General features: G+C 73.1%; 22 protein-coding genes. 1 reads left to right on the forward strand and 21 read right to left on the reverse strand.

Features of this window, described 5'->3' with window-relative positions; translation table 11 throughout:
• Positions 1-82 precede the first annotated feature (82 nt).
• The 21 genes from MM440_RS04670 to mraZ all read right to left on the reverse strand — a co-directional run bounded on the left by MM440_RS04670 (position 83) and on the right by mraZ (position 22482).
• Complete coding sequence (locus MM440_RS04670) at positions 83-1015, reverse strand: RluA family pseudouridine synthase (protein ID WP_241442799.1); 933 nt, start codon at positions 1013-1015, stop codon at positions 83-85.
• Entirely contained in the window at positions 1012-1599 is a 588-nt protein-coding gene (gene lspA, locus MM440_RS04675) for a signal peptidase II (protein WP_241442820.1), read from the reverse strand. Before lspA ends, MM440_RS04670 begins: the two co-directional genes overlap by 4 nt.
• Positions 1596-2021, reverse strand: coding sequence for a TraR/DksA family transcriptional regulator (locus tag MM440_RS04680; protein ID WP_241442822.1), 426 nt, complete (start codon positions 2019-2021; stop codon positions 1596-1598). Before MM440_RS04680 ends, lspA begins: the two co-directional genes overlap by 4 nt.
• A gap of 216 nt (positions 2022-2237) precedes the next feature.
• On the reverse strand, positions 2238-3155 hold the full coding sequence (locus tag MM440_RS04685) for a DivIVA domain-containing protein (RefSeq protein ID WP_241442830.1): 918 nt from the start codon (positions 3153-3155) through the stop codon (positions 2238-2240).
• Positions 3156-3247: 92 nt separating this feature from the next.
• Positions 3248-3523, reverse strand: a complete 276-nt coding sequence (locus MM440_RS04690; protein WP_284283932.1) for a YggT family protein — start codon at positions 3521-3523, stop codon at positions 3248-3250.
• Positions 3524-3627: 104 nt separating this feature from the next.
• On the reverse strand, positions 3628-4191 hold the full coding sequence (locus tag MM440_RS04695; protein ID WP_241442832.1) for a cell division protein SepF: 564 nt from the start codon (positions 4189-4191) through the stop codon (positions 3628-3630).
• 88 nt (positions 4192-4279) lie between these two features.
• The gene (locus MM440_RS04700; RefSeq protein ID WP_241442833.1) at positions 4280-5092 is read right to left on the reverse strand and encodes a YggS family pyridoxal phosphate enzyme; all 813 of its coding nucleotides are present in this window, start codon (positions 5090-5092) and stop codon (positions 4280-4282) included.
• Positions 5089-5856 carry a peptidoglycan editing factor PgeF gene (gene pgeF, locus MM440_RS04705; protein WP_241442835.1) on the reverse strand — a complete coding sequence of 256 codons (768 nt, stop codon included), beginning with the start codon at positions 5854-5856 and terminating at the stop codon, positions 5089-5091. Before pgeF ends, MM440_RS04700 begins: the two co-directional genes overlap by 4 nt.
• A 78-nt stretch (positions 5857-5934) precedes the next feature.
• Positions 5935-7326 carry a cell division protein FtsZ gene (gene ftsZ, locus MM440_RS04710; protein WP_241442837.1) on the reverse strand — a complete coding sequence of 464 codons (1392 nt, stop codon included), beginning with the start codon at positions 7324-7326 and terminating at the stop codon, positions 5935-5937.
• Between the two features lie 258 nt (positions 7327-7584).
• Entirely contained in the window at positions 7585-8328 is a 744-nt protein-coding gene (locus MM440_RS04715; protein WP_241442844.1) for a cell division protein FtsQ/DivIB, read from the reverse strand.
• Complete coding sequence (gene murC / locus MM440_RS04720; RefSeq protein ID WP_241442846.1) at positions 8325-9821, reverse strand: UDP-N-acetylmuramate--L-alanine ligase; 1497 nt, start codon at positions 9819-9821, stop codon at positions 8325-8327. The genes MM440_RS04715 and murC overlap by 4 nt, the downstream gene beginning before the upstream one ends.
• Positions 9818-10939, reverse strand: a complete 1122-nt coding sequence (gene murG / locus MM440_RS04725) for an undecaprenyldiphospho-muramoylpentapeptide beta-N-acetylglucosaminyltransferase (RefSeq protein ID WP_241442848.1) — start codon at positions 10937-10939, stop codon at positions 9818-9820. The genes murC and murG overlap by 4 nt, the downstream gene beginning before the upstream one ends.
• The gene (locus MM440_RS04730; protein WP_241442850.1) at positions 10936-12228 is read right to left on the reverse strand and encodes a peptidoglycan glycosyltransferase FtsW; all 1293 of its coding nucleotides are present in this window, start codon (positions 12226-12228) and stop codon (positions 10936-10938) included. The genes murG and MM440_RS04730 overlap by 4 nt, the downstream gene beginning before the upstream one ends.
• Position 12229: 1 nt before the next feature.
• Positions 12230-13768, reverse strand: coding sequence for a UDP-N-acetylmuramoyl-L-alanine--D-glutamate ligase (murD, locus tag MM440_RS04735; RefSeq protein WP_241442870.1), 1539 nt, complete (start codon positions 13766-13768; stop codon positions 12230-12232).
• Positions 13765-14847, reverse strand: coding sequence for a phospho-N-acetylmuramoyl-pentapeptide-transferase (mraY, locus tag MM440_RS04740; protein ID WP_241442872.1), 1083 nt, complete (start codon positions 14845-14847; stop codon positions 13765-13767). The genes murD and mraY overlap by 4 nt, the downstream gene beginning before the upstream one ends.
• Positions 14844-16448 (reverse strand): UDP-N-acetylmuramoyl-tripeptide--D-alanyl-D-alanine ligase, encoded by a 1605-nt coding sequence (locus tag MM440_RS04745; RefSeq protein ID WP_241442874.1) that lies wholly within the window; start codon positions 16446-16448, stop codon positions 14844-14846. The genes mraY and MM440_RS04745 overlap by 4 nt, the downstream gene beginning before the upstream one ends.
• Positions 16445-18112: a UDP-N-acetylmuramoyl-L-alanyl-D-glutamate--2,6-diaminopimelate ligase gene (locus MM440_RS04750; RefSeq protein ID WP_241442876.1), complete on the reverse strand. Its 1668-nt coding sequence runs from the start codon at positions 18110-18112 to the stop codon at positions 16445-16447. The genes MM440_RS04745 and MM440_RS04750 overlap by 4 nt, the downstream gene beginning before the upstream one ends.
• 9 nt (positions 18113-18121) lie before the next feature.
• On the reverse strand, positions 18122-20077 hold the full coding sequence (locus MM440_RS04755; RefSeq protein ID WP_241442878.1) for a peptidoglycan D,D-transpeptidase FtsI family protein: 1956 nt from the start codon (positions 20075-20077) through the stop codon (positions 18122-18124).
• A gap of 65 nt (positions 20078-20142) precedes the next feature.
• Positions 20143-20682, reverse strand: a complete 540-nt coding sequence (gene ftsL / locus MM440_RS04760) for a cell division protein FtsL (protein WP_241442879.1) — start codon at positions 20680-20682, stop codon at positions 20143-20145.
• Positions 20679-21833, reverse strand: a complete 1155-nt coding sequence (gene rsmH, locus MM440_RS04765; protein WP_241442881.1) for a 16S rRNA (cytosine(1402)-N(4))-methyltransferase RsmH — start codon at positions 21831-21833, stop codon at positions 20679-20681. The genes ftsL and rsmH overlap by 4 nt, the downstream gene beginning before the upstream one ends.
• Positions 21834-22050: 217 nt before the next feature.
• A complete protein-coding gene (gene mraZ, locus MM440_RS04770; protein WP_241442883.1) occupies positions 22051-22482 on the reverse strand; it encodes a division/cell wall cluster transcriptional repressor MraZ in 432 nt (143 codons plus the stop codon).
• 388 nt (positions 22483-22870) lie between these two features.
• Here mraZ and MM440_RS04775 point away from each other — a divergent pair, with 388 nt between their 5' ends.
• Positions 22871-23872, forward strand: coding sequence for an AAA family ATPase (locus tag MM440_RS04775; RefSeq protein ID WP_241442888.1), 1002 nt, complete (start codon positions 22871-22873; stop codon positions 23870-23872).
• The last annotated feature ends 2 nt before the right edge of the window (positions 23873-23874 follow it).

A 23874-nucleotide genomic window follows, 5' to 3' on the forward strand; every position in this document is an offset into this window, starting at 1 on the left:
CGCGGTCAGTCTAGAGCCGACCTCCGACAGACCCCCGATCGGCACGCAGGACCGGGCCGGGCGCTGCCCGTGCCGCGACGCGCTACCCCTCCCGCAGCGCCTCCAGGGCGTGCTCGAGGTCGGCGGGATAGGGGCTGGTGAAGGTGACCCACTCGCCCGAGCCCGGGTGGGTGAAGCCGAGCTCGACGGCGTGCAGCCACTGACGGTCCAGGCCGATGCGCTTGGCCAGGGTCGGGTCCGCGCCGTAGAGCGGGTCGCCGACGCACGGGTGGCGCAGCGCCGAGAAGTGGACGCGGATCTGGTGGGTGCGACCGGTCTCCAGGTGCACCTCGACCAGCGAGGCGTGCCGCATCGCCTCCAGAACCTCGTAGTGGGTGACCGAGTGCCGACCCTCCTGGCGCACCGCGAATTTCCAGTCGTGGCCGGGGTGGCGCCCGATCGGGGACTCGATGGTGCCGACCATCGGGTCGGGCAACCCCTGCACCACCGCGTGGTAGGTCTTGCTGACCGTGCGGTCCCGGAAGGCGGCCTTGAGCAGGGTGTAGGCGCGCTCGCTCTTCGCGACCACCATCAGGCCGGAGGTGCCCACGTCGAGGCGCTGCACGATGCCCTGGCGCTCGGCCGCTCCCGAGGTGGAGATGCGGTAGCCCGCGGCAGCGAGCCCGGACACCACGTCGGGTCCGTCCCAGCCGAGGCTCGGGTGCGCGGCGCAGCCGGCCGGCTTGTCGACCACCACGATCTCGCTGTCGTCGTAGACCACCCGCAGCCCTGGGACCTCGCGCGCCACCACGACGAGTCCCTCCTCGGCCTCGGCACCCGGCAGCTCGACCTCGAGCATCGCCCCCGCCCGGACCCGGTCGGACTTGCCGACCGCGACGTTGTCGAGCTGGACCCGGCCGGACGCGGCGAGGTCGGCGGCGGTGCTACGGGAGACGCCGAAGAGGCGGGCGACGGCGGAGTCCACCCGCTCGCCGACCAGCCCGTCGGGGACGGGCAGCATGCGGACCTCGCTCATCGGGACGTCCCTTCTGCCGGCCGAGCGGGTCGCTCGACGCCGGTCCGGCCGGTCTCGGAGTCATAGCTGATGCCCCGCCAGCTGAGCAGCACCAGCAGGGCCGCCGCACCCACGATGGCGATGTCGGCGACGTTGCCGATGAACCAGCCGTTGTAGTTGAGGAAGTCCACGACATGGCCCTGGGCGAAGGCCGGGGGCCGGAACAACCGGTCGTAGAGGTTGCCGAGCAGACCGCCGAGCACGAGGCCGAGGCCGACCGCCCAGGTGCGGTTGACGATGGTGCGGGCGTGCCAGGCGATGAAGCCGCCGACCACGACCGCGATCAGGGTGAGCAGCCAGGTCTGACCGGACGCCAGCGAGAACGCCGCCCCCGAGTTGGCGATCAGCTGCAGCCGCAGGAAGCGGCCGAGCACGTCGATCGGCTGACCGGGGTCGAGGGCCGCGAGGGCCCAGGCCTTGGTCGCCTGGTCCGCGACCAAGGTCGCCAGCGCGACGGCACCGAGCAGCGGCGCCGCGCTGCGGGCTCGGGCAGGACGGTCGGTGGAGGGTGCTGCGGTGCGGGGCTCGAGGGAGCGGTCGGTCACCGGTTCTTCTGGTTCGCTTTGCATGTCACGCATAGCGTCGCACGCGGGAACGCCTGCACGCGAAGCTTGGGGATCGTGCCCCCGCAGCTCTCGCATACCGAGTGCTGGTTGGCCTCGAGCCGGTCCAGCGCGTGCTTGGTCTGGGCGAGCATGTCGCGCGTGTTCTGCGCCACGGCGACCTCGTGCTCGCGCTCGATCGCCTTGGACCCCACGTCGGCCTGGTCGTCGCCGGCCATGTCCTGGGTGTCCCGGATCAGGCCGTTCAGCCCCGCCTCGGCGCGGGCGAGCTCGGCGGTCAGCCGGTCCAGCTCCGCCTCGAGCAGCGCGTGGTGCTCCGCGATCTCCGCGGCGCTCCAGTCGTCGGACCCGTCGTCCTTGCCCGCTGCGGCACCCTTGCGCTGCGTCCCCTGCTTCACGGCCATGTCGTCCTCGCAGTCTCGAAGTGGCCGCGCAGGCTGCGTCGACCGGAGTCGCCCCGGGCGGTCCACCGCACGGCGCGAGAGTGGACACAGTAGCCCCATCCCCGCCTTCGCGGCAGTCCGACTCGACGCGAAAGACGAGCACTCATGCCGAAGGGGCGCCCGGCCGGTCGGCCGGAGCGCCCCTGGGCACGTCGAGCGGGCCGTGAGCGAGGTGGTCTACTGCTCGTCCGGGGCCAGGCTCGGGGTCTCGCGCACCTCGCGCAGCTGACCCTCGATGAACTCGGCGATGTTGTGCCGGTAGCGCTCCTCGAAGCCGCGCAGCGACGCGACGCGCTTCTCCAGGGAGCCGGTCTCGGCCTGCAGGTTCGCGAGGATGGACTCGCGCTGCTTGTTGGCCTCGGCGAGCAGCGTCTCGTGCTGCTGGGTGGCCTCGCTGATCAGCGTCTTGTGGCGCTGCTGGCCCTCGGCGATCAGCTGGTCGTGCCGCTGCTGGGCCTCGCTGAGCAGCTGCGCCCGCTTGCTGGTGCCCTCGGCGACGAGCTCGTCGCGCTGGGTCGTCGCCTCGCTGATCAGCCGGTCGTGCTCGGCCTGGCCCTTGGCGATGTGCTCGTCGTGCAGGCGCTGCGCCATCTCGAGCAGGCCGGCGGCACCGGCCGCACCCGCGGCGGCGGCCGGAGCACCCGAGGTGGCGGTCGCGGACCGCTCGCCGGCCTCGGCCTTGACCCGGGCCAGCTCGTCCTGGGCCCGGGCGAGCTCCTCGCGGGCCGTGCGCGCCTCGGCCTGAGCCTTGACGAGCGCCTCGGACTGACCCTTGCCGTTGGTGGCACCCTGCGCGGCGCGCTCCTCGCTCTCGAGCAGCTGGCGGCGCAGCGAGGCGATCTCGTCGCCGGCCGCGCGCTCCTTGTCGGCCGCAGCCTTGGCCGACGCACCCTTGTCGGAGGGGACCGGCGTCACGCCCTTGGCGCGCGCACAGTCTTCGTACTTGCGCTTGTAGTCGTCGCGCTCCGCGACGAGGTCACGCAGCTCGCTGACCACCTCGTCGAGGAAGTCATCGACCTCGCGCTCGTCGTAACCACGACGAAATTGCGTCGCGCCAAAGCTCTTCTTCAGCACGTCCTCAGGCGTAAGCGCCATGGATTCACCTCACGTCAAACGGAATTGTGCTCACCAACAGTAGCCGAGCCGAGAGCGTGGCCGCGCAGGGCGCACGCTCTCCTCGCAGCAACCTACACCGACGCGATCACCTGCATGAGCACCACCACGATGACAAAGAGCACCAGGAACGAGGTGTCGAGCGAGATGGCACCCAGGCGGATGGGTGGGATCACTTTGCGTAGAGCCTTGAGCGGCGGATCGGTGACGGTGTAGATCCCTTCGGCCAGCACCAGCAGGACGCCACGGGGGCGCCAGTCGCGGGCGAACATCTGGACGTAGCTGAGGACGAGCCGAGCCATGAGGAAGACCCAGAAGAGCCAGAGCAGGTTGAGCAGGATGGCGCGCACGGCACGAACTCCCTTGGCGAGACGAGACGGTGGGTGGCGGGATCGCTACGACAACGACAACGGCGCGGACCCACGGGAGGTTCCGCGCCGTGGGCCGCTCGCGCTCAGCTCTGGTTGAAGAAGCCCTTGGCGGCCTGCGGGGCGTCCGCGGACTCGGTGGAGACCTCGACCGTGGCCGGCGACAGCAGGAAGACCTTGCTGGTCACCCGCTCGATCGACCCGGACAGCCCGAAGACCAGGCCGGCGGCGAAGTCGACGAGGCGCTTCGCGTCGTCGTCGGCCATCTCGGAGAGGTTCATGATCACCGGGGTGCCCTCGCGGAAGGACTCACCGATCGTCTTGGCCTCGTTGTAGGTGCGGGGGTGGATCGTGGTGATGCGGTTCAACGGTCCGACCTCCGGGTCACGGACGACGCGCGCGACGGGCGTGCGCTGCGGCAGGTGGGAGACCTCGGCGTGCCGCTCGGTGGCCGAGGAGTGGGTGCCCCGCTCGGAGCGGTCGTCGACGGCGTGGACGTGGCGGCGCGGGGTCTCGGCGTGCGTGCCGGTCGACCCGCCCTGCTCCGACGTCGCCCGGCGGTCCGCGGCGTCGTAGGAGTCGTAACCGTCGTGCTCCTCGTCATCGGCCAGACCGAGGTAGACCATGGTCTTGCGAAGCGCTCCAGCCATCGTTGTCGATCTCCTTGTTGCGGGCTCGTTCGGCTGCGGGCCACACCCCGGTCGCGGGCACGACCGGCGTCGTTCAGTCGAGTCCAGGCTAGCCCGCGGGCGGACGGGCTCCGAGGATTGCCGAGCCGACACGCAGGTGTGTCGCTCCGGCCGCCACCGCCTGCTCCAGGTCCCCGCTCATCCCGGCCGACACCCAGGTGGCCTCGGGGTGGTCCGCCCGCAGCCGCTGGGACAGCTCGTGCAGCCGGGCGAACGCCTCCGCCGGGTCACCGTCGCGGGGCGCGACGGCCATCAGGCCGCGCAGGTCGAGGTGGTCCGCGCCGGCCACCGCGTCCGCCAGGGCGGCGAGGTCGTCCGGTCGGCAGCCACCTCGGGCCGCTCCAGCGGCGGGGCCAGGTCGGCGGTCGGTGCCGGACGGCTGGTCGAGGTCCACCGGCTGGTCGAGGTCGACCTGGAGCAGGACGGCGAGCCGGCGGTCGGCGTCGGTGGTGGCTGAGTCGAGAGCCCGGTCGAGGGCACGGACCAGACGGACCCGGTCTACGGACTGGACGACGTCGGCGTAGCCCGCGACGTGCCCGGCCTTGTTGGTCTGCAGCTGGCCGACGAAGTGCACGGTCGGGCGCTCGGACGTGATCTCGGCCAGCTCGGCGAGCTTGTCACCCGCCTCCTGGTCGCGGCTCTCGCCGATGTCCCGGACGCCGAGCGCGACCAGCGCGGCCACGTCGCTCGCGGGGAAGAACTTGGTGACGGCGACGAGGGTGAGGTCCTCCTCGGACCGGCCGGCCGCGTGCGCCGCGCGCGCGATCCGCTCGCGCACCGCGGCCAGCGCGTCCCGCAGCTGGGCAGTCCGCGCCTCGTCGCCGTGACTCTGGTCGGCCGACTCCGGTCCACGGTCGGTCATGCCTGCGCCTCGCGCACGATCACACCGGCGAACCGGCCCGTCTGCCCGTCCCGGCGATAGGAGTAGAGCCGACCGGCCTGCTCCACGCTGCAGCCGGGGACCCAGTCGACGGCGACGCCGAGCGCGTCGAGCTGGGCCACGACACCGGTGGCCACGTCGATCGCCGGCGTGCCCACCCAGGTGCGGGCCGCCGACTCGGGCGTCACGGCCGCCGCCTGGTCGCGCAGCTCGGCCGGCACCTCGTAGCACCGGCCGCACACCGACGGGCCGACCGTCGCCTCGAGCCGGCGGGCGCCGAGGTCTCGCATCGCCGTGACGACGGCCTCGACCACCCCGGCCATCATGCCGGGGCGCCCCGCGTGCGCCGCACCGATCACCCCCGCCTCGGGATCGGCGAGCAGGACGGGTGTGCAGTCGGCCACCAGGACGCCGAGCGCGAGCCCGGTCTGTGTGGTCACGAGGGCGTCGACGTCGGGCACCGGCCCGGACCAGGGCCCGTCGACCACCGCGACGTCACGGCCGTGCACCTGGTTGGCGAAGACCAGCCGCTGCGCGGGCACGCCCAGCTCGGCGGCCAGCGCCGCCCGGTTGGCGTGCACGGCCTGCGGGTCGTCGCCCACGTGGCCGCCGAGGTTGAGGCCACCGGCAGCGGCCGCGCGGTCGTCCTCGCCGGCGGCCAGCGCGTACCCCCCTCGGCTCGCTCCCCCGAGGCCGTCGGTGAAGGCTCGGCGCAGGCCGTCTCGTTCGCTCGTCCACCAGAACACAGGGTCTACCGTAGCCACGCCGGGACGCACGATGCCCCCAGCCGGACGGCGTGGGGGCATCGGGAGTGCTGCGACGGACTACTTGAGGAAGTCGGGGACGTCCAGGTCGTCGTCGTTGTCGAAGGTCACCGTGCGCGGGGGGCGCTGGACCGGGGCCGCGGGGGCGGCGGGCTGCTGCGCGCCCTGACCACCCTGCTGGCTACCCTGAGAACCCGACTGCTGCGAGCCCTGCTGGCCACCCTGCTGACCCGACTGGCCGGCACCGGCCTGCTGGGCACCGTGCTGGCCGCCGGACACACCCTGGCCCATCAGGTCCTGCTGACCCTGCTGGCCCTGCTGACCAAGACGCTGGCCGGCGGGCTGAGCCGGGGTGAGCGTGGCCGGGGCCGGCTGGGACGGGGCGAACGACTGCTGCGGGGCCGGGGCGCTCTGGCGCGCCGGCTGCTGGGGCGCGGGGCGGGACTGCTGCGGGGCGGCCTGGCGGGGCACCTGGACCGGAGCCTCGTCGGTGCGCCGCTGCGGCATGCCGCCGTCGAAGCCCGCCGCGATGACGGTGACCCGCACCTCGTCGCCGAGGGCATCGTCGATGACCGAGCCGAAGATGATGTTGGCCTCGGGGTGCGCGGCCTCCTGCACCAGCCGAGCGGCCTCGTTGATCTCGAACAGACCGAGGTCCGAGCCACCCTGGATGGACAGCAGCACGCCGTAAGCGCCGTCGATGCTGGCCTCGAGCAGCGGGCTGCTGATGGCCTGCTCGGCCGCCTGCACCGCGCGGTCCTCGCCGCGGGCCGAGCCGATGCCCATGAGGGCCGAGCCCGCGCCCTGCATGACCGACTTCACGTCCGCGAAGTCGAGGTTGATCAGACCCGGCGTGGTGATTAGGTCGGTGATGCCCTGGACACCGGAGAGCAGGACCTGGTCCGCGCTGCGGAACGCGTCGAGCATGGACACCGAGCGGTCGCTGATCGACAGCAGCCGGTCGTTGGGGATGACGATGAGGGTGTCGACCTCCTCGCGCAGGTTGCCGATGCCGGACTCGGCCTGGTTGGCGCGGCGGCGACCCTCGAAGGTGAACGGGCGGGTGACCACACCGATGGTGAGGGCGCCGATGCCCTTGGCGATGCGGGCCACGACGGGCGCACCGCCGGTGCCGGTGCCGCCGCCCTCGCCGGCGGTGACGAAGACCATGTCGGCCCCCTTGAGGACCTCCTCGATCTCCTCCGCGTGGTCCTCGGCGGCCTTCTTGCCGACCTCAGGGTCGGCGCCGGCGCCGAGGCCCCGGGTCAGCTCGCGGCCCACGTCGAGCTTGACGTCGGCGTCGCTCATGAGCAGCGCCTGCGCGTCGGTGTTGATGGCGATGAACTCGACGCCCTTGAGGCCGACCTCGATCATCCGGTTGATGGCGTTGACACCGCCGCCGCCGATGCCGACGACCTTGATGACGGCCAGGTAGTTCTGTGGTGCAGCCACGATGGGGAGTGCCTCTCCTAGGAAAAAGTCCGGTGCCTTGCGGGGCGGGTGACGCGGGAACCCTAAGCCTCTAGGTGAGAGTTATCGTTCCGTTATCGTGTCGACTCCCAAAGTAAGGCACCAGGGAAGCACGCAGCAAGATCGCGCCCGGCGTGTTGGGCGTGTCGTGCGACCAGGCCTCGGGCGAGGGTGGGGTCGAGGCCGTGAAAGCCGCCCGTGCGGGGTAGACCTCGAGTCGAGGTGCAGGGTTTGCGCCGGTCAGCTCGTCGCCGGGGTCGTGGGAGAGACGACGTTGATGGTCGCGGGCTTCTTCGGCAGCAGCGCCTGGATGACCTTGACCTTGAGCTGGGGTTGAGTCTCGTCGCCCCAGATCACCCGGGTCGCACCGAGCTGGCAGGACACCTGCCCGTCGTCGGCGACCCGCACGTCGGCCAGCTGCTTGCGCAGCCCCTCGGGGAGCGCGGCCGCCATCGTGACGACGGCGCGCAGCGACTCGCTGGAGGGTTCGGCCGCGCTGGACTGGACCACGGGCACCGTGGGCTTCGCCGGTGCGTCGGCGTAGATCACCCCGCGCGCGTCCACGAGCCGCAGCCCCGACGCGGTGCGCACGGCCAGCACCGGCACCCGAGGCACGACCTCGACCACCACCGTCGTCGGCCAGCGCCGGCTGACGGTCACGGACTCGACGGCCGTCGAGCTCGAGACCACCCGGCGTCCAGCACCGGCGAGGTCGGCCCGGGCCAGCGGGACGCCGAGCGGGATGGCGGCCTGGTCGCGCACCTGGGTGGCCACCGGGTCGCTCACCCCCTCGACGACGACGTTCTTGACGGCGAGCACGGGCGAGAACCACACGAGCCACACCGCGGCGGCGGCCAGCAGTGCGACCAGCAGCCCGACGAGGGCGAGCAGCCAGGGTCGACGACGGGCGACGCGGGCGCGGCGGGCGAAACGCTCGGCCGAGCTCGCGACGACGCGGTCGCGGGTGGTGCTGCGCGAGCTCACGGGCGCTGCCGCTCCTGCCCGTGCTCGGCCCCCTGCTCCTGCCCCTGCTCGCGCTGCCCGAGCAGCGCCAGCAGCTGCGGGCCGAGACCGGTGACGTCTCCCGCGCCGACGGTGAGGACCAGGTCGCCGGGACGGGCGAGGGCTACGGTCTGCTCGGCGGCCTCGGCCGCGGTGGGGACGTACTGGACGTGTGCCGAGAAGCCGGGGGCGTCGGCCACGGCCTGCGCGACCAGCTCGCCGGTGACCCCCGGGATGGGATCCTCACGAGCGGCGTAGATGTCCATGACGAGCACCTCGTCGGCCGGCGCCAGCCCCTCCCCCAGCTCGCGGGCGAAGTCGGCGGTGCGGGAGTACAGGTGCGGCTGGAAGATCACGATCAGCCGGTGCGGGTCGTCCACCAGGGCCCGCGCCGTCGACACGACGGCGCGCACCTTGCCGGCGTTGTGGGCGTAGTCGTCGACGACCGTGACGCCGTCGGCCACCCCCTTGAGCTCGAAGCGGCGACGGGTGCCGGAGTAGTCGGCGAGGCCGGCGAGCACGTCCGCCGCGGCGTAGCCGAGCCCGCGCGTCGCGGCGAGGAAAGCCGCGGTGGCGTTCAGGGCGTTGTGCGTGCCCGGGATCGCGACGGTCAGCGTGCGGTCGGGCTCCCCCTGCTCGTGCAGCGTGGCGATGACCGCGAACCCGGCGCTGCGGATGTCGCTCACCCGCACGTCGGCGTCCTCGGCCTCGCCGTAGGTGAGCACGCGTAGACCGTCCGCCCGCGCCCGCTCGGCCAGCTCGCGCGAGCCCGCGTCGTCCGCGCACGCGACCAGCAGCCCACCCGGGCGGATGCTCCGCGCGAAAGCGAGGTAGGCGGCCTTGACCTGCTCGAACGTGCCGTAGTGGTCGAGGTGGTCGGGCTGGACGTTGGTGACGACGGCGACGGTGGGGTGATAGACGAGGAAGGAGCCGTCGGACTCGTCGGCCTCGACCACGAAGTCCGGGCCGCTGCCGCCGTGGGCGTTGGTCGCCGCCTTCGCGAGCTCGCCGCCGATCGCGAAGGACGGGTCGACCCCGCAGCCCTGCAGGGCGACCGTGAGCATGGACGTCGTCGTGGTCTTGCCGTTGGCCCCGGCGACCGCGGCGACCCGCTGCCCCTGCGTGGCAGCGGCCAGGGCCTGCGAGCGGTGCAGCACGGGCAGCCCGAGCGCGCGGGCGTGGGCGAGCTCGACGTTGTCCTCGCGGATGGCCGACGAGACGACGACGGTGTCCACGCCGTCGAGGTAGACCGGGTCGTGACCCACGTGCACCGTGGCACCCTCGGCGCGCAGCGCGTCGAGCAGCGGCGAGTCCTTGGCGTCCGAGCCCGACACGGCGAGGCCGCGGGCGAGCAGCAGCCGGGCCACACCGGACACGCCGGCCCCGCCGATGGCGATGAGGTGGACGCGACCCAGCTCGTCGGCCGACGGGACCGGGCCCTCGAAGTCGAACCGGGTGGCCGGCAGCCCGCTCATCGGGCCCCTCCCCCGGGTCGGGTGGCGCTCGCCGCGGCCTCCTCGACCAGGTCGGCGAGCCGTTCGTCGCCGTCGCGGTGCCCCACGGAGGCGGCCGCCGTCGCCATCGCGGCGAGCCGGTCGCGGTCGTGGACGAGCGGCACGAGCACCTCGCTGATCCACTGCGGGGTGAGCGCCTGGTCGTCGACGACCAGCCCCCCGCCCGCGCCGACGACGTCGGTGACGTTGAACCGCTGCTCGCCGTTGCCGATCGGCAGCGGCACGTAGATCGCGGGCAGCCCGACGGCGGTCAGCTCGCACACCATGCCGGCCCCCGCGCGGGAGACGACCAGATCGGCTGCGGCGTAGGCGAGGTCCATCCGGTCGACGTACTCACGCACGACGTAGGGCGCACCCGTGCCGAGGTCTACCGGGTCGAAGGCCTTGCCGCGGCCGGTGACGTGCAGGACCTGGATGCCGGCGTCGGAGAGCTCACGCACCCGGCGCTCGAACGCGCCGTTGAGCCGGGCCGCGCCGAGCGACCCCCCCGTGACCAGGACCGTCGGCCAGGCGCCGGAGAGGCCGAACGCGGTCATCGCCTCGTCGCGGCGCGCGGCCCGGTCCAGCCCGGTGATCTCGGTGCGCATCGGCATGCCGAGGAAGCGGGCGTGCGCCAGCTGGGTCGAGGAGAAGGTCGTGGCGACGAACGGCGTGAGCCGCGCGCCGACCCGGTTGGCGAGGCCGGGCCGGGTGTTCTGCTCGTGGACGACGATCGGCACCCGCCGCCGGCGCGCCGCGAGGTAGGCGGGCGTCGACACGTAGCCGCCGAAGCCGACGACCACGTCGGCCCGCTGCGCATCGATGACGGCGCCGGCCGCGTCGACGGCTCCGCGCAGCGACCCGGGGAGCCGGATGAGGGCCGTGTCCGGGCGCCGCGGCATCGCGACCTTGGGGATGGTGTGCAGCTCGTAGCCGCGCTCGGGCACCAGCCGGGCCTCCAGCCCGGCGGCGGTGCCGAGGACAGCGATGTCGACCTCGGGGTCGCGGCGACGCAGGGCGTCGGCGAGGGCCAGCAGCGGGGACACGTGACCGGCCGTCCCCCCACCTGCCAGCACGACGGAGCGGGGACGGGTGCTCACGGGGTGGACCTCCGGCGGGACATGACGGCAAGGGTACGACGCGGGGGTCGGCGCCGACGGGTGAGCGCCGCCTGGGCGCCCGGCTCGTGCCGGGCGAAGGACATCAGCATGCCGAGCGCCATCAGGGTGGAGATGATGGCCGTGCCGCCGGAGGAGATCAGCGGCAGCGGGACCCCGATGACGGGCAGCAGGCCGGTGACCGCGCCGATGTTGATGGCGGACTGGACGATCAGCCAGGTCATCACCCCGGCGGCGCAGATGCGCACAAAGAAGTCGTCGGAGCGGCGCACGAGGCGGTAGCACGCGAAGCAGAGCAGGGCGATGAGGGCCAGCACCAGCAAGGTGCCCGGCAGGCCGAACTCCTCGCCGATGATCGCCAGGATGAAGTCGTTGGTGGACTCGGGCAGCCAGCCCCACTTCTCCCGGCTCGCGCCCGGGCCGAGGCCCCACCAGCCGCCGTCGGCGAGGGCGTAGTGGCCGTTCATCACCTGCCGGCACAGGTCCAGGTTGGTGGCGCAGCTGTCGCCGGCCCAGGCCGTGATGCGGCCCATCCGGTTGCCGGAACTGAGCGTCATGACGGCGACCGCCGCGGCGCCGAGCGCACCAGCCGCGACGAACAACCGTGAGGACACGCCGGCGGCGAAGAGCATGCCGGCGACGATGGCGAGCAGGACCATGCCGGTGCCGAGGTCGCTGCCGAGCAGCTGCAGGCCGAGCAGCACGATGGCGGCCGGGAAGACCAACGGGATCAGCGCGTGCCAGAACTGTCCGATGACGTGCCGCTTGCGCGCGAGCACCGCAGCGCCGAAGACGATGATGGCAAGCTTGGCGAACTCCGAGGGCTGCAGCTGCTGGCCGCCGATGCGGATCCAGTTGCGGTTGCCGTTGACGGTGACGCCGAGGCCTGGGACGTGGGTGAGCGCCTGCAGCGCGATGGCGAGCAGCAGCGCGGGCAGCGCCATTCGCTTCCACCACAGGGTCGGGATGCGCGAGGCGACGAACGCGAGCACCGCACCGATGAGCGCGAACCTCAGCTGGGCGAAGAAGACCGTGTAGGTGCGGATGCTCGCCGCCGACATGACCATGACCAGGCCGAAGACCGTCAGCGCGATGGTCGTCGACAGCAGCAGGTGATAGGTCGTGAGCGGCGTCTCGATGCGCTCGAGGAGGGCGTTGAGGCGCCCGACGAGGGTCGGGTCGTCGGGGTGGTCGGGCTTCGGGACGGACGCGCCGGCACGGCCCCGAGAGGCGCGTGCGCCGGGTCGCGCAGCGCCGGACGAGGTCGTCATGTCAGGCTCCTTCGGTCGGTCCCTGCTGTGCGCGGACGGCCTTCGCGAAGGCGTCGCCACGCGCGCCGTAGTTGGCGAACATGTCCATGGAGGCCGCAGCCGGGGCGAGCAGCACGACGTCGCCCGGCTGGGCGAGGGCCGTGGCCGCCGCGACGACCTCCGTCATGGCATCAGTGTCGGTGCTGGCGACGTCGACCACGGGGACGTCGGGCGCGTGTCGGGCGAGGGCGTCGGCGATCTGCGCCCGGTCGCGCCCGAGCAGCACCACGCCGCGCAGCCGCGGCGCGGCCTCACGGACCAGGTCATCCACGTCGGCGCCCTTGAGCAGGCCGCCGGCGATCCACACCACCGGGTCGAAGGCCCGCAGCGAGGCGGCTGCGGCGTGCGCGTTGGTCGCCTTGGAGTCGTCGACGTAACGCACCCCCGAGATCGTCGCGACCTCGGCGATGCGGTGCTTCTCGGGGCGATAGGCCCGCAACCCCTCGCGCACGGCGAGCGGGCCGACCCCGAACGCCCGGGCGAGGCCGGCGGCGGCCAGCGCGTTGGCGACGTAGTGCGGCGCCACCGAGGGGGCGTCGCCGCGCAGGTCGGCGAGGGTGCCGAGCTCGGCCGCCGAGTCGTGCCGCTGGGCGATGAACGCGCGGTCGGCGAGCACCTCGTCGACCACGCCGAGCATGCTGACGGCCGGCACCCCGAGGGTGAAGCCCACCGCGCGGCAGCCCTCGACCACGTCGGCCTCCATGACCATCAGCTCGGTGGTCGGGTCCTCGACGTTGTAGAGGCAGGCCACCTGCGTGTTGTCGTAGACCTTGCCCTTGGCCCGGTGGTACTCCAGCTCCGAGCCGTGCCAGTCCAGGTGGTCGGGGGCGACGTTGAGGCACACCGACGCGACGGGCGAGATGGACCGCGACCAGTGCAGCTGGAAGCTGGACAGCTCGACGGCGAGCACGTCGAACCCGGCCGGGTCGAGCACCGCCTCGATGATCGGGGTGCCGACGTTGCCGACGGCCGCCGCCCGCAGGCCGCTGGCCTGCAGGATCGAGGCCAGCATCGTGACGGTGGTCGTCTTGCCGTTGGTGCCCGTGACGGTGAGCCAGGGCGCGGCGCCGGTCTCGGCGCGCATCCGCCAGGCCAGCTCCACCTCGCCCCAGACCGGGATGCCGCGGGCGGCCGCCTCGGCCAGCAGGGGCTGGTCGGGACGCCACCCCGGGGAGGTGACCACGAGGTCTACGGGACGGTCGTCGGGGAGCGCGAGCGTGTGGGCGGCGCCGCGACGGACGTCGGCCTCGAGGATGGCGAGGACCCGGTCGCGGTCGGTCGCCTCCGCGCTCGGCTCGTCGGAGGCGTCGACGGCGATGACGTGCGCATCGCGCTCGGCGAGGGCGACGGCCGCGGCGAACCCCGAGACGCCGAGGCCGGCGACGAGGACGTTCAGGCCGGCCCAGTCGGCGTCGCGGTGGGTCAGGCCGGGGCGCGGCTCGTAGGCGTCGGCTCGTGGAGCGTCGCCGCGTGCGGCATCGTCCAGGGGGCGGTCGCTCATGAGCCCACCACCCACTCTCCGTAGAACAACCCAAGACCGAGCGCGACGCACAGCCCCGCGATGATCCAGAACCGAATGACGACGGTGACCTCGTTCCACCCGACCAGCTCGAAGTGGTGGTGCAGCGGGGCCATCCGGAAGACGCGTTTGCCGGTGGCCTTGAAGAAGCCGACCTGGATCATGACCGACAGCGCCTCGATGACGAACAGGCCCCCGAGCACGACGACGAGCAGCTCGGTGCGGGTGCAGATGGCCAGGCCGGCGAGACCGCCGCCGAGCGCGAGCGAGCCGGTGTCACCCATGAAAATCTTGGCGGGCGAGCCGTTCCACCAGAGGAAACCGAAGCAGGCCCCCATCAGGCAGGCGGCGACGACGGCCAGGTCACGTGGGTCGCGCACCTCGTAGCAGCGGGCGCCCGGCGACACCAGACAGCTCTGGTTGGTCTGCCAGGTGCCGATGATGACGTAGGCGGCGAACACCATCGTGCTCGCCCCCGTGGCGAGGCCGTCGAGGCCGTCGGTGAGGTTCACGCCGTTGCTGGTGCCTGCGATGATCAGGTTGGCCCAGAGCAGGAAGAGCAGCAGCCCGACCCAGGCGGGCCAGGACTGCGGCACGTCGATGACGGTGTCGCGCACGGTCGAGATGGCCGTGGAGGCCGGCGTGATGTTGGAGCGGTTGGGGAACTCCAGGACGAGCACCGAGAAGATCAGCGCCACGAGCCCCTGACCGGCGAGCTTCTGCATCGAGCGCAGGCCCAGGCTGCGCTGGCGCGAGATCTTGATGTAGTCGTCGAGGAACCCCACGAGCCCGAGCCCGGACATCAGGAAAAGCACCAGCAGCCCCGAGATGGAGGGCGGGGACCAGGTGACCAGGTGGGCGACGGCGTACGCGGAGACCGCGGCCGCGATGATGACCGCACCGCCCATCGTCGGGGTGCCGCGCTTGGTGTGGTGGGAGGTCGGTCCGTCGTCGCGGATGAACTGGCCGTAGCCGCGGTGCACGAGGAACTTGATGAACATCGGGGTCCCGAAGAGACCGACGATCAGCGAGAACGCCGCGGCGATGAGGACCGCCTTCACGGGCGCGCCTCCTTGGGGAACGTAGGGGCGGTCTGGGGGGACGTAGGGGCAGGGGTGTCGGCCGCCTGCGCGACCCGCTCTCCGAGCCAGCGTAGACCCGCGTCTCGGCTCGACTTGAACAACACGATGTCACCCGGCGCGAGCTCGGCGCGCAGCATCGATTCGGCGGTGTCGGCGTCGGGGACCCAGCGCACGAAACCCTCGATCTCGACCTCAGATCCAGCCTGCTGCCGCAGCTCCACGGCCCGGTTGAAGGCCCCTTCGCGCAGCGCCTTGGCCCCCTCGCCCACGGCGAGCAGCCGGTCTACCCCGCGATCGATCGCCAGCGCCCCGACGGTCGCGTGCTCGGCGTCCGAGTCGGCCCCCAGCTCGAGCATGCTGCCGAGCACCGCCCAGGTCCGGCGGCCGGCGCGGCCCATTGTCGACAGCGCCGAGAGCGCGGCGGCCATCGAGTCGGGGTTGGCGTTGTAGGCGTCGTTGACGACCGTCACGCCGTCGGCGCGCTCGCTGACCTCCATCCGCCAGCGGGACACCGGACGGGCCTCGGCCAGCCGCTCGGCGACGGCCTCGGGCGCGATGCCGAGCTCGAGGGCCGCGGCCGCGACGGCGAGCGCGTTGGAGACCTGGTGGACGCCGCGCAGCTCCAGGTGAACCTCGACCTCACCGTGAGGGTGGACGAGGGTGAACGAGGGGCGGCCGGAGTCGTCCAGGACGACGTCGGTGGCGCGCACGAGCTCGCTGCGCCGCGGCAGGCCGGCGCGGGTCTCGTCGGTGCGGGTCTCGTCCGTGGCGGCCTGGTCGGCGTCCGCGTCCGCCACGGCCTTGTCCGCGACGGCCTTGTCCGCCACCGGTCCCATCCCGAAGAAGACCACTCGCGCGGCCGTGCGGGCGGCCATCGCCCGGACCGCAATGTCGTCGGCGTTGAGCACGGCCAGCCCGCTCGGAGCGAGGGCGGTCACGAGCTCGGACTTGGCCAGCGCGATGTTGGCGCGCGAGCCGAACTCCCCCACGTGCGCCGTGCCCACGTTGAGCACCATCGAGACGTCCGGCGGTGCCATCGCGGTCAGGTAGTCGATGTGGCCGATGCCGCGCGCCCCCATCTCGAGGATCAGGTAGCGGGTGGAGTCCTCGACCCGGCAGATGGTGAGCGGAACCCCGATCTCGCCGTTGAGCGACTCGACCGGGGCGACCGTCTCGCCGGAGCCGGCGAGCACCCCGGCCAGCAGGTCCTTGGTCGACGTCTTGCCCGACGAGCCCGTGATGGCAAGCACGGTGAGCGGCGTCCCCTGCGCCCGGCGGGCGAGCAGCACGGCTCGCGCCAGGTCGCCGAAGGCGGTCTGCACGTCCTCGCTCACCAGGGTCGGCACGCCGTCGACCGGGCGGGACCCGAGCACCGCCACCGCCCCGGCGGCCACCGCTGCCGGCGCGTAGTCGTGCCCGTCGGCGTGCTCCCCCACCCGCGCCACGTAGAGCGACCCAGGCCCGCACGCGCGGGAGTCCGTCACGACCGGGCCGTCGACGAGCACGGCGTCGGGGTCGGCACAGCCGTGGACGGTGGCTCCGGTGGCGTCGGCCAGCTGGGCCAGGGTGAGGGCGATCACGAGGTGCCTTCCAGGGAGGTCGAGGACGTCGGGCGCGTCGAGGGCGCCGAGGGCGTCGAGGGCGACGAGGGCACGGAGCGGGACCGCAGAGCCTCGAGGACGACGTCGCGGTCGAGGAACGGGTGGACGGTGCCGGCGATCTCCTGGCCGGACTCGTGGCCCTTGCCGAGGACGATCAGGGTGTCCTGCGGCTGTGCCGCTTCGACGGCCGCGTCGATCGCCGCGGCCCGACCGGGCACCTCGCGCACCCGATCCACCAGCGCCTCGGGGACGCCGGCGAGCATCGCCGAGCGGATGTCGGCCGGGTCCTCGCTGCGCGGGTTGTCGTCCGTGACGAAGGACAGGTCGGCGTGCTCGGCGAGGGCTCGGCCCATGCCGGGCCGCTTGCCGCGGTCGCGGTCGCCGCCGGCGCCGAGCACCGCGATCACCCGGCCGCCGCGCGCCTGCGTCTCGGGGCGCACCGCGTCCAGCGCCATCGCCACGGCGTCCGGCGTGTGCGCGAAGTCCACCACCACCAGCGGGCCTGACGCGTCACCGGTCTGCGCGTCGTCCGCGCCGTCCGACGCGCCACCGGCCGCGTCGTCCATCCGACCGACGGGCCAGACCCGCTCCATCCGACCGGGCACGTGCGGGTCGCGAGCGACCGCACGAGCCGCACGCTCGAGGTCTACGCCACGCTCGTGGAGCATGAGCACGGCGACGGCCGCGTTGAGGTCGTTGAACTCCCCCGGCAGCGGTGAGGCGAACGAGACGGCGGCGTCGCCGTCGGTGCGGGCGAGCCGGACCTGGCCGGGCGCCGGGCGCTGCAGCTGCCAGTCGGCGTCCGCGCCGGTCGAGGACAGCGTGACGATCGGCAGCGCGGTCTCGCGGGCGAGCCGGCGACCCCACTCGTCGTCGACGACCACCACGCCCACCCGAGCGAGGGCCGGGTCGAGCAGGGTGGCCTTCGCGGCGAAGTAGTCCTCCATCGTGCCGTAGAAGTCCAGGTGGTCCTGGGAGAGGTTCAAGAACGCCACGACGTCGAAGCGGACCCCGTCGACCCGGTGCAGGGACAGGGCGTGGCTGGAGACCTCCATCGTGCACGTCGTGACGCCGCGCTCGGCCATCACGGCGAGCAGGGCGTGCAGGTCCGAGGACTCCGGCGTGGTGCGTGAGCTCTTGATCCGGTCGTCGCCGATGCGGGTCTCGATGGTGCCGATGATGCCGGTCGTCTCGCCGAGCTCGCGCAGCGCGGAGTCCAGCAGGTAGGCCGTGGTCGTCTTGCCGTTGGTGCCGGTGATGCCGAGGACCGACAGGTCCTCGCGGCGGGCGGGATCGGCATAGACGACCGCGGCGGCGTGGCCCATCGCGGCTCGGGGGTCGTCTACGACGAGCACCGGTAGAGCGACCCCGGCGTCGGCGAGCTGGTCGGCACCGGTCTGGTCGGTCAGGACCGCGACGGCACCGTCGCGCGCCGCAGCCGTCCCGAACGCCGCGCCGTGCACCCGCGCACCCGGCAGGGCGGCGTAGAGGTCACCGGGCTGGACCTGGCGCGAGTCGTGGGTGAGCCCGCTGACCCGGGTGTCGGCGCCGGCCTGCTCGACCGGCGCGACCCCGAGCGCCGCGGCGACGTCAGCCAGGGTGACCGGCTCCCGGTGGCTCGGACGGGGGAACTGGGTAGCCACGGGGAGAACCTACCGTCTCGTGGCGTCGGTCGAGGGGGTGGGCGACGGGGACTTCGTCGCAGCCGCGCCGGTCCCAGCGGACGTCGTGGTGTTGCGCGCCGCGGAGGGCCCCATCAGCGCGGGCAGCGGGGCGCCGTTGGGGTGGTCGGCGGAGTAGCCGGGCTGCCACACGGGGAAGTTCGGCGCGGGCGCGGTGTCCGGCGGGACGCCGTACTTGCCGAGGGCGTAGCGCATCACGCTGGTGAAGACCGGGCCGGCGGTGAGCCCGCCGTAGTGCCCGTTGAGCGGGCGCTGAAGCATCACGGCGATGACGAACCGCGGGTTGCCCGCAGGCGCGTAGCCGATGAACGACGCGGTGTAGCCCTCGTAGCCCGGCTTGCCGTCGACGGCCCGCTTGTCGACGTAGCGGTCGGCCGTGCCCGTCTTGCCGGCGATGCGGTAGCCCGGGACGCGCACCTTGCTCGCCGTGCCGTCGTCACCGGTCACCGACTCGAGCATCTCGCTCATCTCGTGGGCGACGTCGCCGCGCAGCACCTGCTGCTGGGCGGGCGCCTTCACCGGGGTGTACGTGCCGTCGGCGGCCGCCTCCCCGGCGACCAGCGAGGGAGCCACCCGCACGCCGCCGTTGGCGATGGTCTGGTAGACCGAGGCGGCCTGGACGGCGTTCACGGACAGGCCCTGGCCGAACATGATGGTGTACTGGTTGGTGTCGTGCAGCGTCTTCGGGATCTGCCCCGCGCTCTCGGCCGGGAAGCCGATGCCGCTCGTGCGGCCGAGCCCGAAATCGGTGAAGTAGCGCAGGATCTTGGCGTTCTGGCGCAGCCCGTCCGAGGCGATGATCGTGCCCATGTTGGACGACTTCGCGAGCACGCCGGTGGCGGTGAGCTCCTCGACGCCGTGCTCCTCGGAGTCCTTGAAGGTCTTGTCCAGCTTCTTCAGCTCCGACGGCACCGTGATGGGGGTGGACGGGGTGATCAGCCCTTCCTGCAGCGCCGCCGACAGGCTGAGCACCTTGGCGGTCGACCCGGGCTCGAACGCCTCCTGGAAGGCCTTGTTGGCGAGCGTGCTCCCGGTCGGGGCGTTGGCGAGGTTGTTGGGGTCGAACGTCGGGTAGTTCGCCACGGCCAGCAGCTGCGCGGTCTTGACGTCCATCACGACGGCCGTGCCGGAGAGGGCGTTGCGCTCGGTGACCGCCTTGGCCAGCTCGTTCTGGGCGTAGAGCTGCAGGTCCGAGTCGATGGTCAGGCGCACGTCACGGCCGGGCACGGGCGCCACGTAGTCGCTGTTGCCGGTCGGGATCTGGCGGCCGGTCGCGCTCGTCTCGTACCGCTCGGACCCGGGAGTGCCGCGCAACGCCTCGTCAGCCATCAGCTCTACCCCGGCGACGGGGACGTCGGCGTTGTTCATGACCCCGACGAGGCTCGCGTCGAACGGGCCGGAGGGGTAGACCCGCTTGGTGGTGCGCTCGACGCTGATGCCGGGCACCGCGAGCTTGCTCACGCTGCGCCACACGACCGGGGTCACGTCGACCGCGACCTTCCAGTAGCGCTTGGAGCCGTTGAGCTTGAGGAACAGGTCGTCGGCGTTCAGCCCGAGCAGCGGGGCCAGGTCGTCGGCCGCGCCGCGCGCCCCGACCTGGGTGTTCTTGCCGTTGGCCTTCTTCGTGTACTTCTGCACCGACAGCTGGTCGGCGACGATCGTGTAGCGCTCGACGCTCTGGGCGAGCACCGTGCCGCTGGCGTCGGTGATCTGGCCGCGCAGCGCCGGGATGGGCTTGTCGTAGAGCCGCTGGGCCAGCGCCGTGGCCGCCACCTTGTCGGCGTCGAACCCCTGGATCCGCACCAGCTGGGCCGCGAAGATCGACAGCACGAACATCGACGCGATGAACATCGCCCGCACCCGGCGGACCGGGTGGGCGTGGGGTCCGGTGCGCCCCCTTCGGCGGGTGCTGCGTCCGGAGCTCACCTGGGGCGTTCCTTCTCAGTCGTCGGGTGCTGCGCGGTCGGGTGGTGCGGTCTCGCCGGGGCCGCTCAGCGCGGGAGCGAGGCGAGCGCCCCGAGGAGCCCACCGCCGAGCCCCAGGCCCGCGACCGAGGTGGTGGCCGAGGCCAACGACGGTGCGACGGCCCCCGCCGGCGCCAGCGCTGCCGACCCTGTCACCACCGTAAAGTCGCCCTCCGCGCCGGCCGGCTTCGCCACGCCGGAGACCTTCCCCGTGGCGGGGTCGATGAACGCCGGCGAGCCGGCCGGCACCAGGCCGAGCTGGGCGGCCTGCTGGGCGAGGTGGGGTGCGGAGGAGACGGTGTTGAGGTCCTGGTCGAGCGCCGTGCGGGTGTCGGCCAGGGTGGCCGACTTCTCCCGCAGGTCGTGCACGGTGTAGGAGCCCTGCGACAAGGTGATGTTGAGGACGAGCACCGCGATCAGCCCGAGCGTGAGCAGCGCGGCCGCGATCCCGAGGAACGGGACGCGGGTGGCGCGGCTGCCCGAGGCCCGCACGAGGCGCAGGGCCGGAGGGGCGGGGAGGCGTCGTGGGGCGCGGGCCGGCGCGGCGGAGGCGGTCGTGGCGCTCATCGGGTTCCCTTCGGGTGGGTCGAGCTCGTGCGGCGGGAGGCGGCTGGGGTGCGGTTGGCGCTCGGGGCGCGGTGGGGTCGGTCGGGGCGGCGGGGACCGGCGGGGTGGCGCTCGGCGAGCGGGCCGCTCGGGCGGGTGCGCTCGGCGACCCGCAGCCGGGCCGACGCGGCGCGAGAGTTCTCGGCGACCTCGGCCTCGGTGGGCTCCTCGCCCCCGCGGGTGACCAGGCGCAGGAACGGCCGGTGCTCGGGGAGCTCTACGGGAAGGCCGGGAGGGGCGGTCGACGTGGCACCGGCCGCGAGTGCCTGCTTGACCAGCCGGTCCTCGAGCGAGTGGTAGGAGAGCACGGCGAGCCGGCCACCGACCGCGAGCGCGTCGACCGCGGCGGGGACGGCCACCTCGAGCGAGGCCAGCTCGGCATTGACCTCGATGCGCAGCGCCTGGAAGGTGCGCTTGCCCGGGTGTCCCCCGGTGCGCTGGGAGGCGGCGGGGATCGCGTCGCGCAGCAGCTCGACCAGCCGGGCGGACGTCGTGAACGGCGCGCGCTCCCGCTCGCGGACGACGGCCTTGGCGATCCGCGCGGCGAAGCGCTCCTCGCCGTAGGTGCGCAGCACCCGGGTGAGCTCGGCCGCGTCGTAGGTGTTGAGGACGTCGGCCGCGGTGGGGCCTGTCGTCGCGTCCATCCGCATGTCGAGCGGGGCGTCCACCCGGTAGGCGAAGCCCCGGTCCAGCTCGTCGAGCTGCAACGACGACACGCCGAGGTCGAGCAGGATCGCCTGCACGCCAGGGGTCGCACCAGCTGCCGCCCGGTCGTCGGGGCGGTCGGCGGCGCGGTCCGCGAGCACGTCCGCGAGCACCTCGCCGATCTCGTCGTAGCGCGCGTGCACCAGCGTCACGCGGTCGCCGAACGGCGCGAGCCGTTCGGCCGCGAGGCGGATCGCCTCGGTGTCGCGGTCGATGCCGACCAGGCGGGCCTCGGGGCAGGCGGTGAGCACGGCCTCGGCGTGGCCCCCCATGCCGAGGGTCCCGTCGACGTAGACCGGCCGCTCACCGTCGGGGAGCGGCCGGGAGAGTGCGGGGGCGAGGAGCTCGACGATCCGGTCGCGCAGGACCGGGACGTGGCGTCCGGCGGCGCCGGTGCGCTCGGTCATCGTCGTGCTCCTTCCTTCGTCGCTGCCGGTGGTGCGTGGGTGTGGTGGCGGGTGGCGCTGAGCGGGTTGGGGTGGTGAGTGGTGGTGCGGCCCTGGGGTCTGGCCCCCATCCGCTCCGGGTGCCGGGCCCGGGACCGGGGAAGGTGTTCCGGGAGCGGATCTGGAGCGTCTGCTGGAGCGGGTGGAGACCACACGCCAGGGCGGTCGGTGCTTCGGGCTAGAGCAGCCCCGGGATCACCTCCTCGGCCTGGTCGGAGAACGCCTGCTCGCTGTCGGCCAGGTAGGCCTCCCACGCGGTGGTGTCCCACAGCTCGAGTCGGCCGCCGGCGCCGATGACCGTGCAGTCGCGGTCCAGGCCGGCGTAGTGGCGCAGGTTGGCGGGGATGGTGACCCGGCCCTGCTTGTCGGGGATCTCGTCCGAGGCACCGGAGAGGAAGACGCGCAGGTAGTCCCGCACGGCCTTGCTCGTCACCGGGGCGGCGCGCAGCTGGTCGGCGACGCGGACGAACTCGTCCATCGGGAAGACGTAGAGGCAGCGCTCCTGCCCGCGGGTCATGACCAGACCGCCGGCGAGGCGCTCGCGGAACTTCGCGGGCAGGATCAGTCGGCCCTTGTCGTCCAGCCGCGGTGTGTGCGTGCCCAAGAACATGATCCGACCCCCTCTCCGATCCGCTTCCCTCCACTTTACCCCACCTCCCCCCACCAAAGGCAGGACGAAGCCGTAAGACACGAGATGAAATCGTTGTCTTCGCAGGTCAGATGCGGTGGAGCAAAGTGGGGTGGTGCGGCCACCCGGGTGGTGCGCAGCCGGTCTACCGCCGGCGCAGTGGCCCGAGAACGGCCAGAACAAGCCCGGAACGGCCCAGAACCAGCCCCGAGGTGGGGGTGGAGCGACCGACCTCGGTGCGGGGTGGAGGGTTGTGGAGGGGCACGTTCTGGGCTGGGGCAGGTAGCCTGCCGACACCGCGTGCACGTCGCGCGCCCTGTACTCGCCTGCGCTCGACCTGCACTCGACCCGCACACCCTCGGGGGGACAGATGGACTCGCCGCAGACGCTCGCGCACGACGGCGGGACGCCCCCAGCCCTCGCGCCCGACGCGGCGGCGGTCGCGGCCCGCATCGTCGAGGCCGTGTGCTCGGTGATCGAGGGCAAGCCCGAGGAGGTGCGCACCGCCGTGGTCGTCCTGCTCGCCGGGGGCCACCTGCTGCTCGAGGACGTGCCGGGCGTCGGCAAGACGATGCTCGCCAAGTCGCTGGCGAAGGCGACCGGCACGACGGTGCGGCGGGTGCAGTGCACGCCCGACCTGCTGCCGTCCGACATCACCGGCGTCAGCATCTTCAACCAGCAGACCCAGGCGTTCGAGTTCCGCCCGGGCGCGGTCTTCACCAACGTCCTGATCGGCGACGAGATCAACCGGGCCTCCCCCAAGACCCAGTCCGCACTGCTGGAGGCCATGGAGGAGCGCCAGGTCAGCTCCGACGGGCACACCTACCCGTTGCCGCGGCCGTTCCTCGTCGTCGCGACCCAGAACCCGATCGAGATGGAGGGCACCTACCCCCTCCCCGAGGCCCAGCGCGACCGCTTCATGGCCCGGATCTCCCTCGGCTACCCCACCGCCGACGCCGAGCTGGCGATGCTGGCGAGCCACGGCGACTCCGACCCGCTGGCCGGCCTGACCGCCGTGACCGACGCGGCCGAGCTCGCGGCGCTGATCGCCTCGGTCCGCGCGGTGCACGCATCCCCCGCCGCGCAGCGGTACGTCGTCGAGCTGTGCCGGGCCAGCCGGCAGACCACCGCGCTGCGTCTCGGGGCCTCGCCGCGCGCGGGCCTGCAGCTGCTGCAGGCCGCCAAGGCCGAGGCCGTCCTCGCCGGTCGCGACCACGTCCTGCCCGACGACATCCAGGCCATGGCCCTCCCGGTCCTCGTGCACCGGCTCATCCCTGCTGGTGGCCCCGGCCACCGCGGGGTCGAGGACGTCGTGCGGGAGCTGGTCCGCGTCACCCCCGTCCCGAGCGCCGCCCCCGGTCCGTCCCGCTGACC

The sequence above is a fragment of the Arsenicicoccus piscis genome (assembly GCF_022568835.1).
Taxonomy (GTDB): Bacteria; Actinomycetota; Actinomycetes; order Actinomycetales; family Dermatophilaceae; genus Arsenicicoccus; species Arsenicicoccus piscis.

Excerpts from the sequence above, each read along its gene's own strand:
- MM440_RS04730 (WP_241442850.1), bottom strand. The coding sequence starts at position 12,228 with ATGACGACCTCGTCCGGCGCTGCGCGACCCGGCGCACGCGCCTCTCGG.
- murD (WP_241442870.1), bottom strand. The coding sequence starts at position 13,768 with ATGAGCGACCGCCCCCTGGACGATGCCGCACGCGGCGACGCTCCACGA.
- rsmH (WP_241442881.1), bottom strand. The coding sequence starts at position 21,833 with ATGACCGAGCGCACCGGCGCCGCCGGACGCCACGTCCCGGTCCTGCGC.
- murC (WP_241442846.1), bottom strand. The coding sequence starts at position 9,821 with ATGAGCGGGCTGCCGGCCACCCGGTTCGACTTCGAGGGCCCGGTCCCG.
- MM440_RS04685 (WP_241442830.1), bottom strand. The coding sequence starts at position 3,155 with ATGGCGCTTACGCCTGAGGACGTGCTGAAGAAGAGCTTTGGCGCGACG.
- MM440_RS04700 (WP_241442833.1), bottom strand. The coding sequence starts at position 5,092 with ATGACCGACCGTGGACCGGAGTCGGCCGACCAGAGTCACGGCGACGAG.
- ftsL (WP_241442879.1), bottom strand. The coding sequence starts at position 20,682 with ATGAGCGCCACGACCGCCTCCGCCGCGCCGGCCCGCGCCCCACGACGC.
- MM440_RS04680 (WP_241442822.1), bottom strand. The coding sequence starts at position 2,021 with ATGGCCGTGAAGCAGGGGACGCAGCGCAAGGGTGCCGCAGCGGGCAAG.
- MM440_RS04775 (WP_241442888.1), top strand. The coding sequence starts at position 22,871 with ATGGACTCGCCGCAGACGCTCGCGCACGACGGCGGGACGCCCCCAGCC.
- MM440_RS04670 (WP_241442799.1), bottom strand. The coding sequence starts at position 1,015 with ATGAGCGAGGTCCGCATGCTGCCCGTCCCCGACGGGCTGGTCGGCGAG.
- mraZ (WP_241442883.1), bottom strand. The coding sequence starts at position 22,482 with ATGTTCTTGGGCACGCACACACCGCGGCTGGACGACAAGGGCCGACTG.
- MM440_RS04695 (WP_241442832.1), bottom strand. The coding sequence starts at position 4,191 with ATGGCTGGAGCGCTTCGCAAGACCATGGTCTACCTCGGTCTGGCCGAT.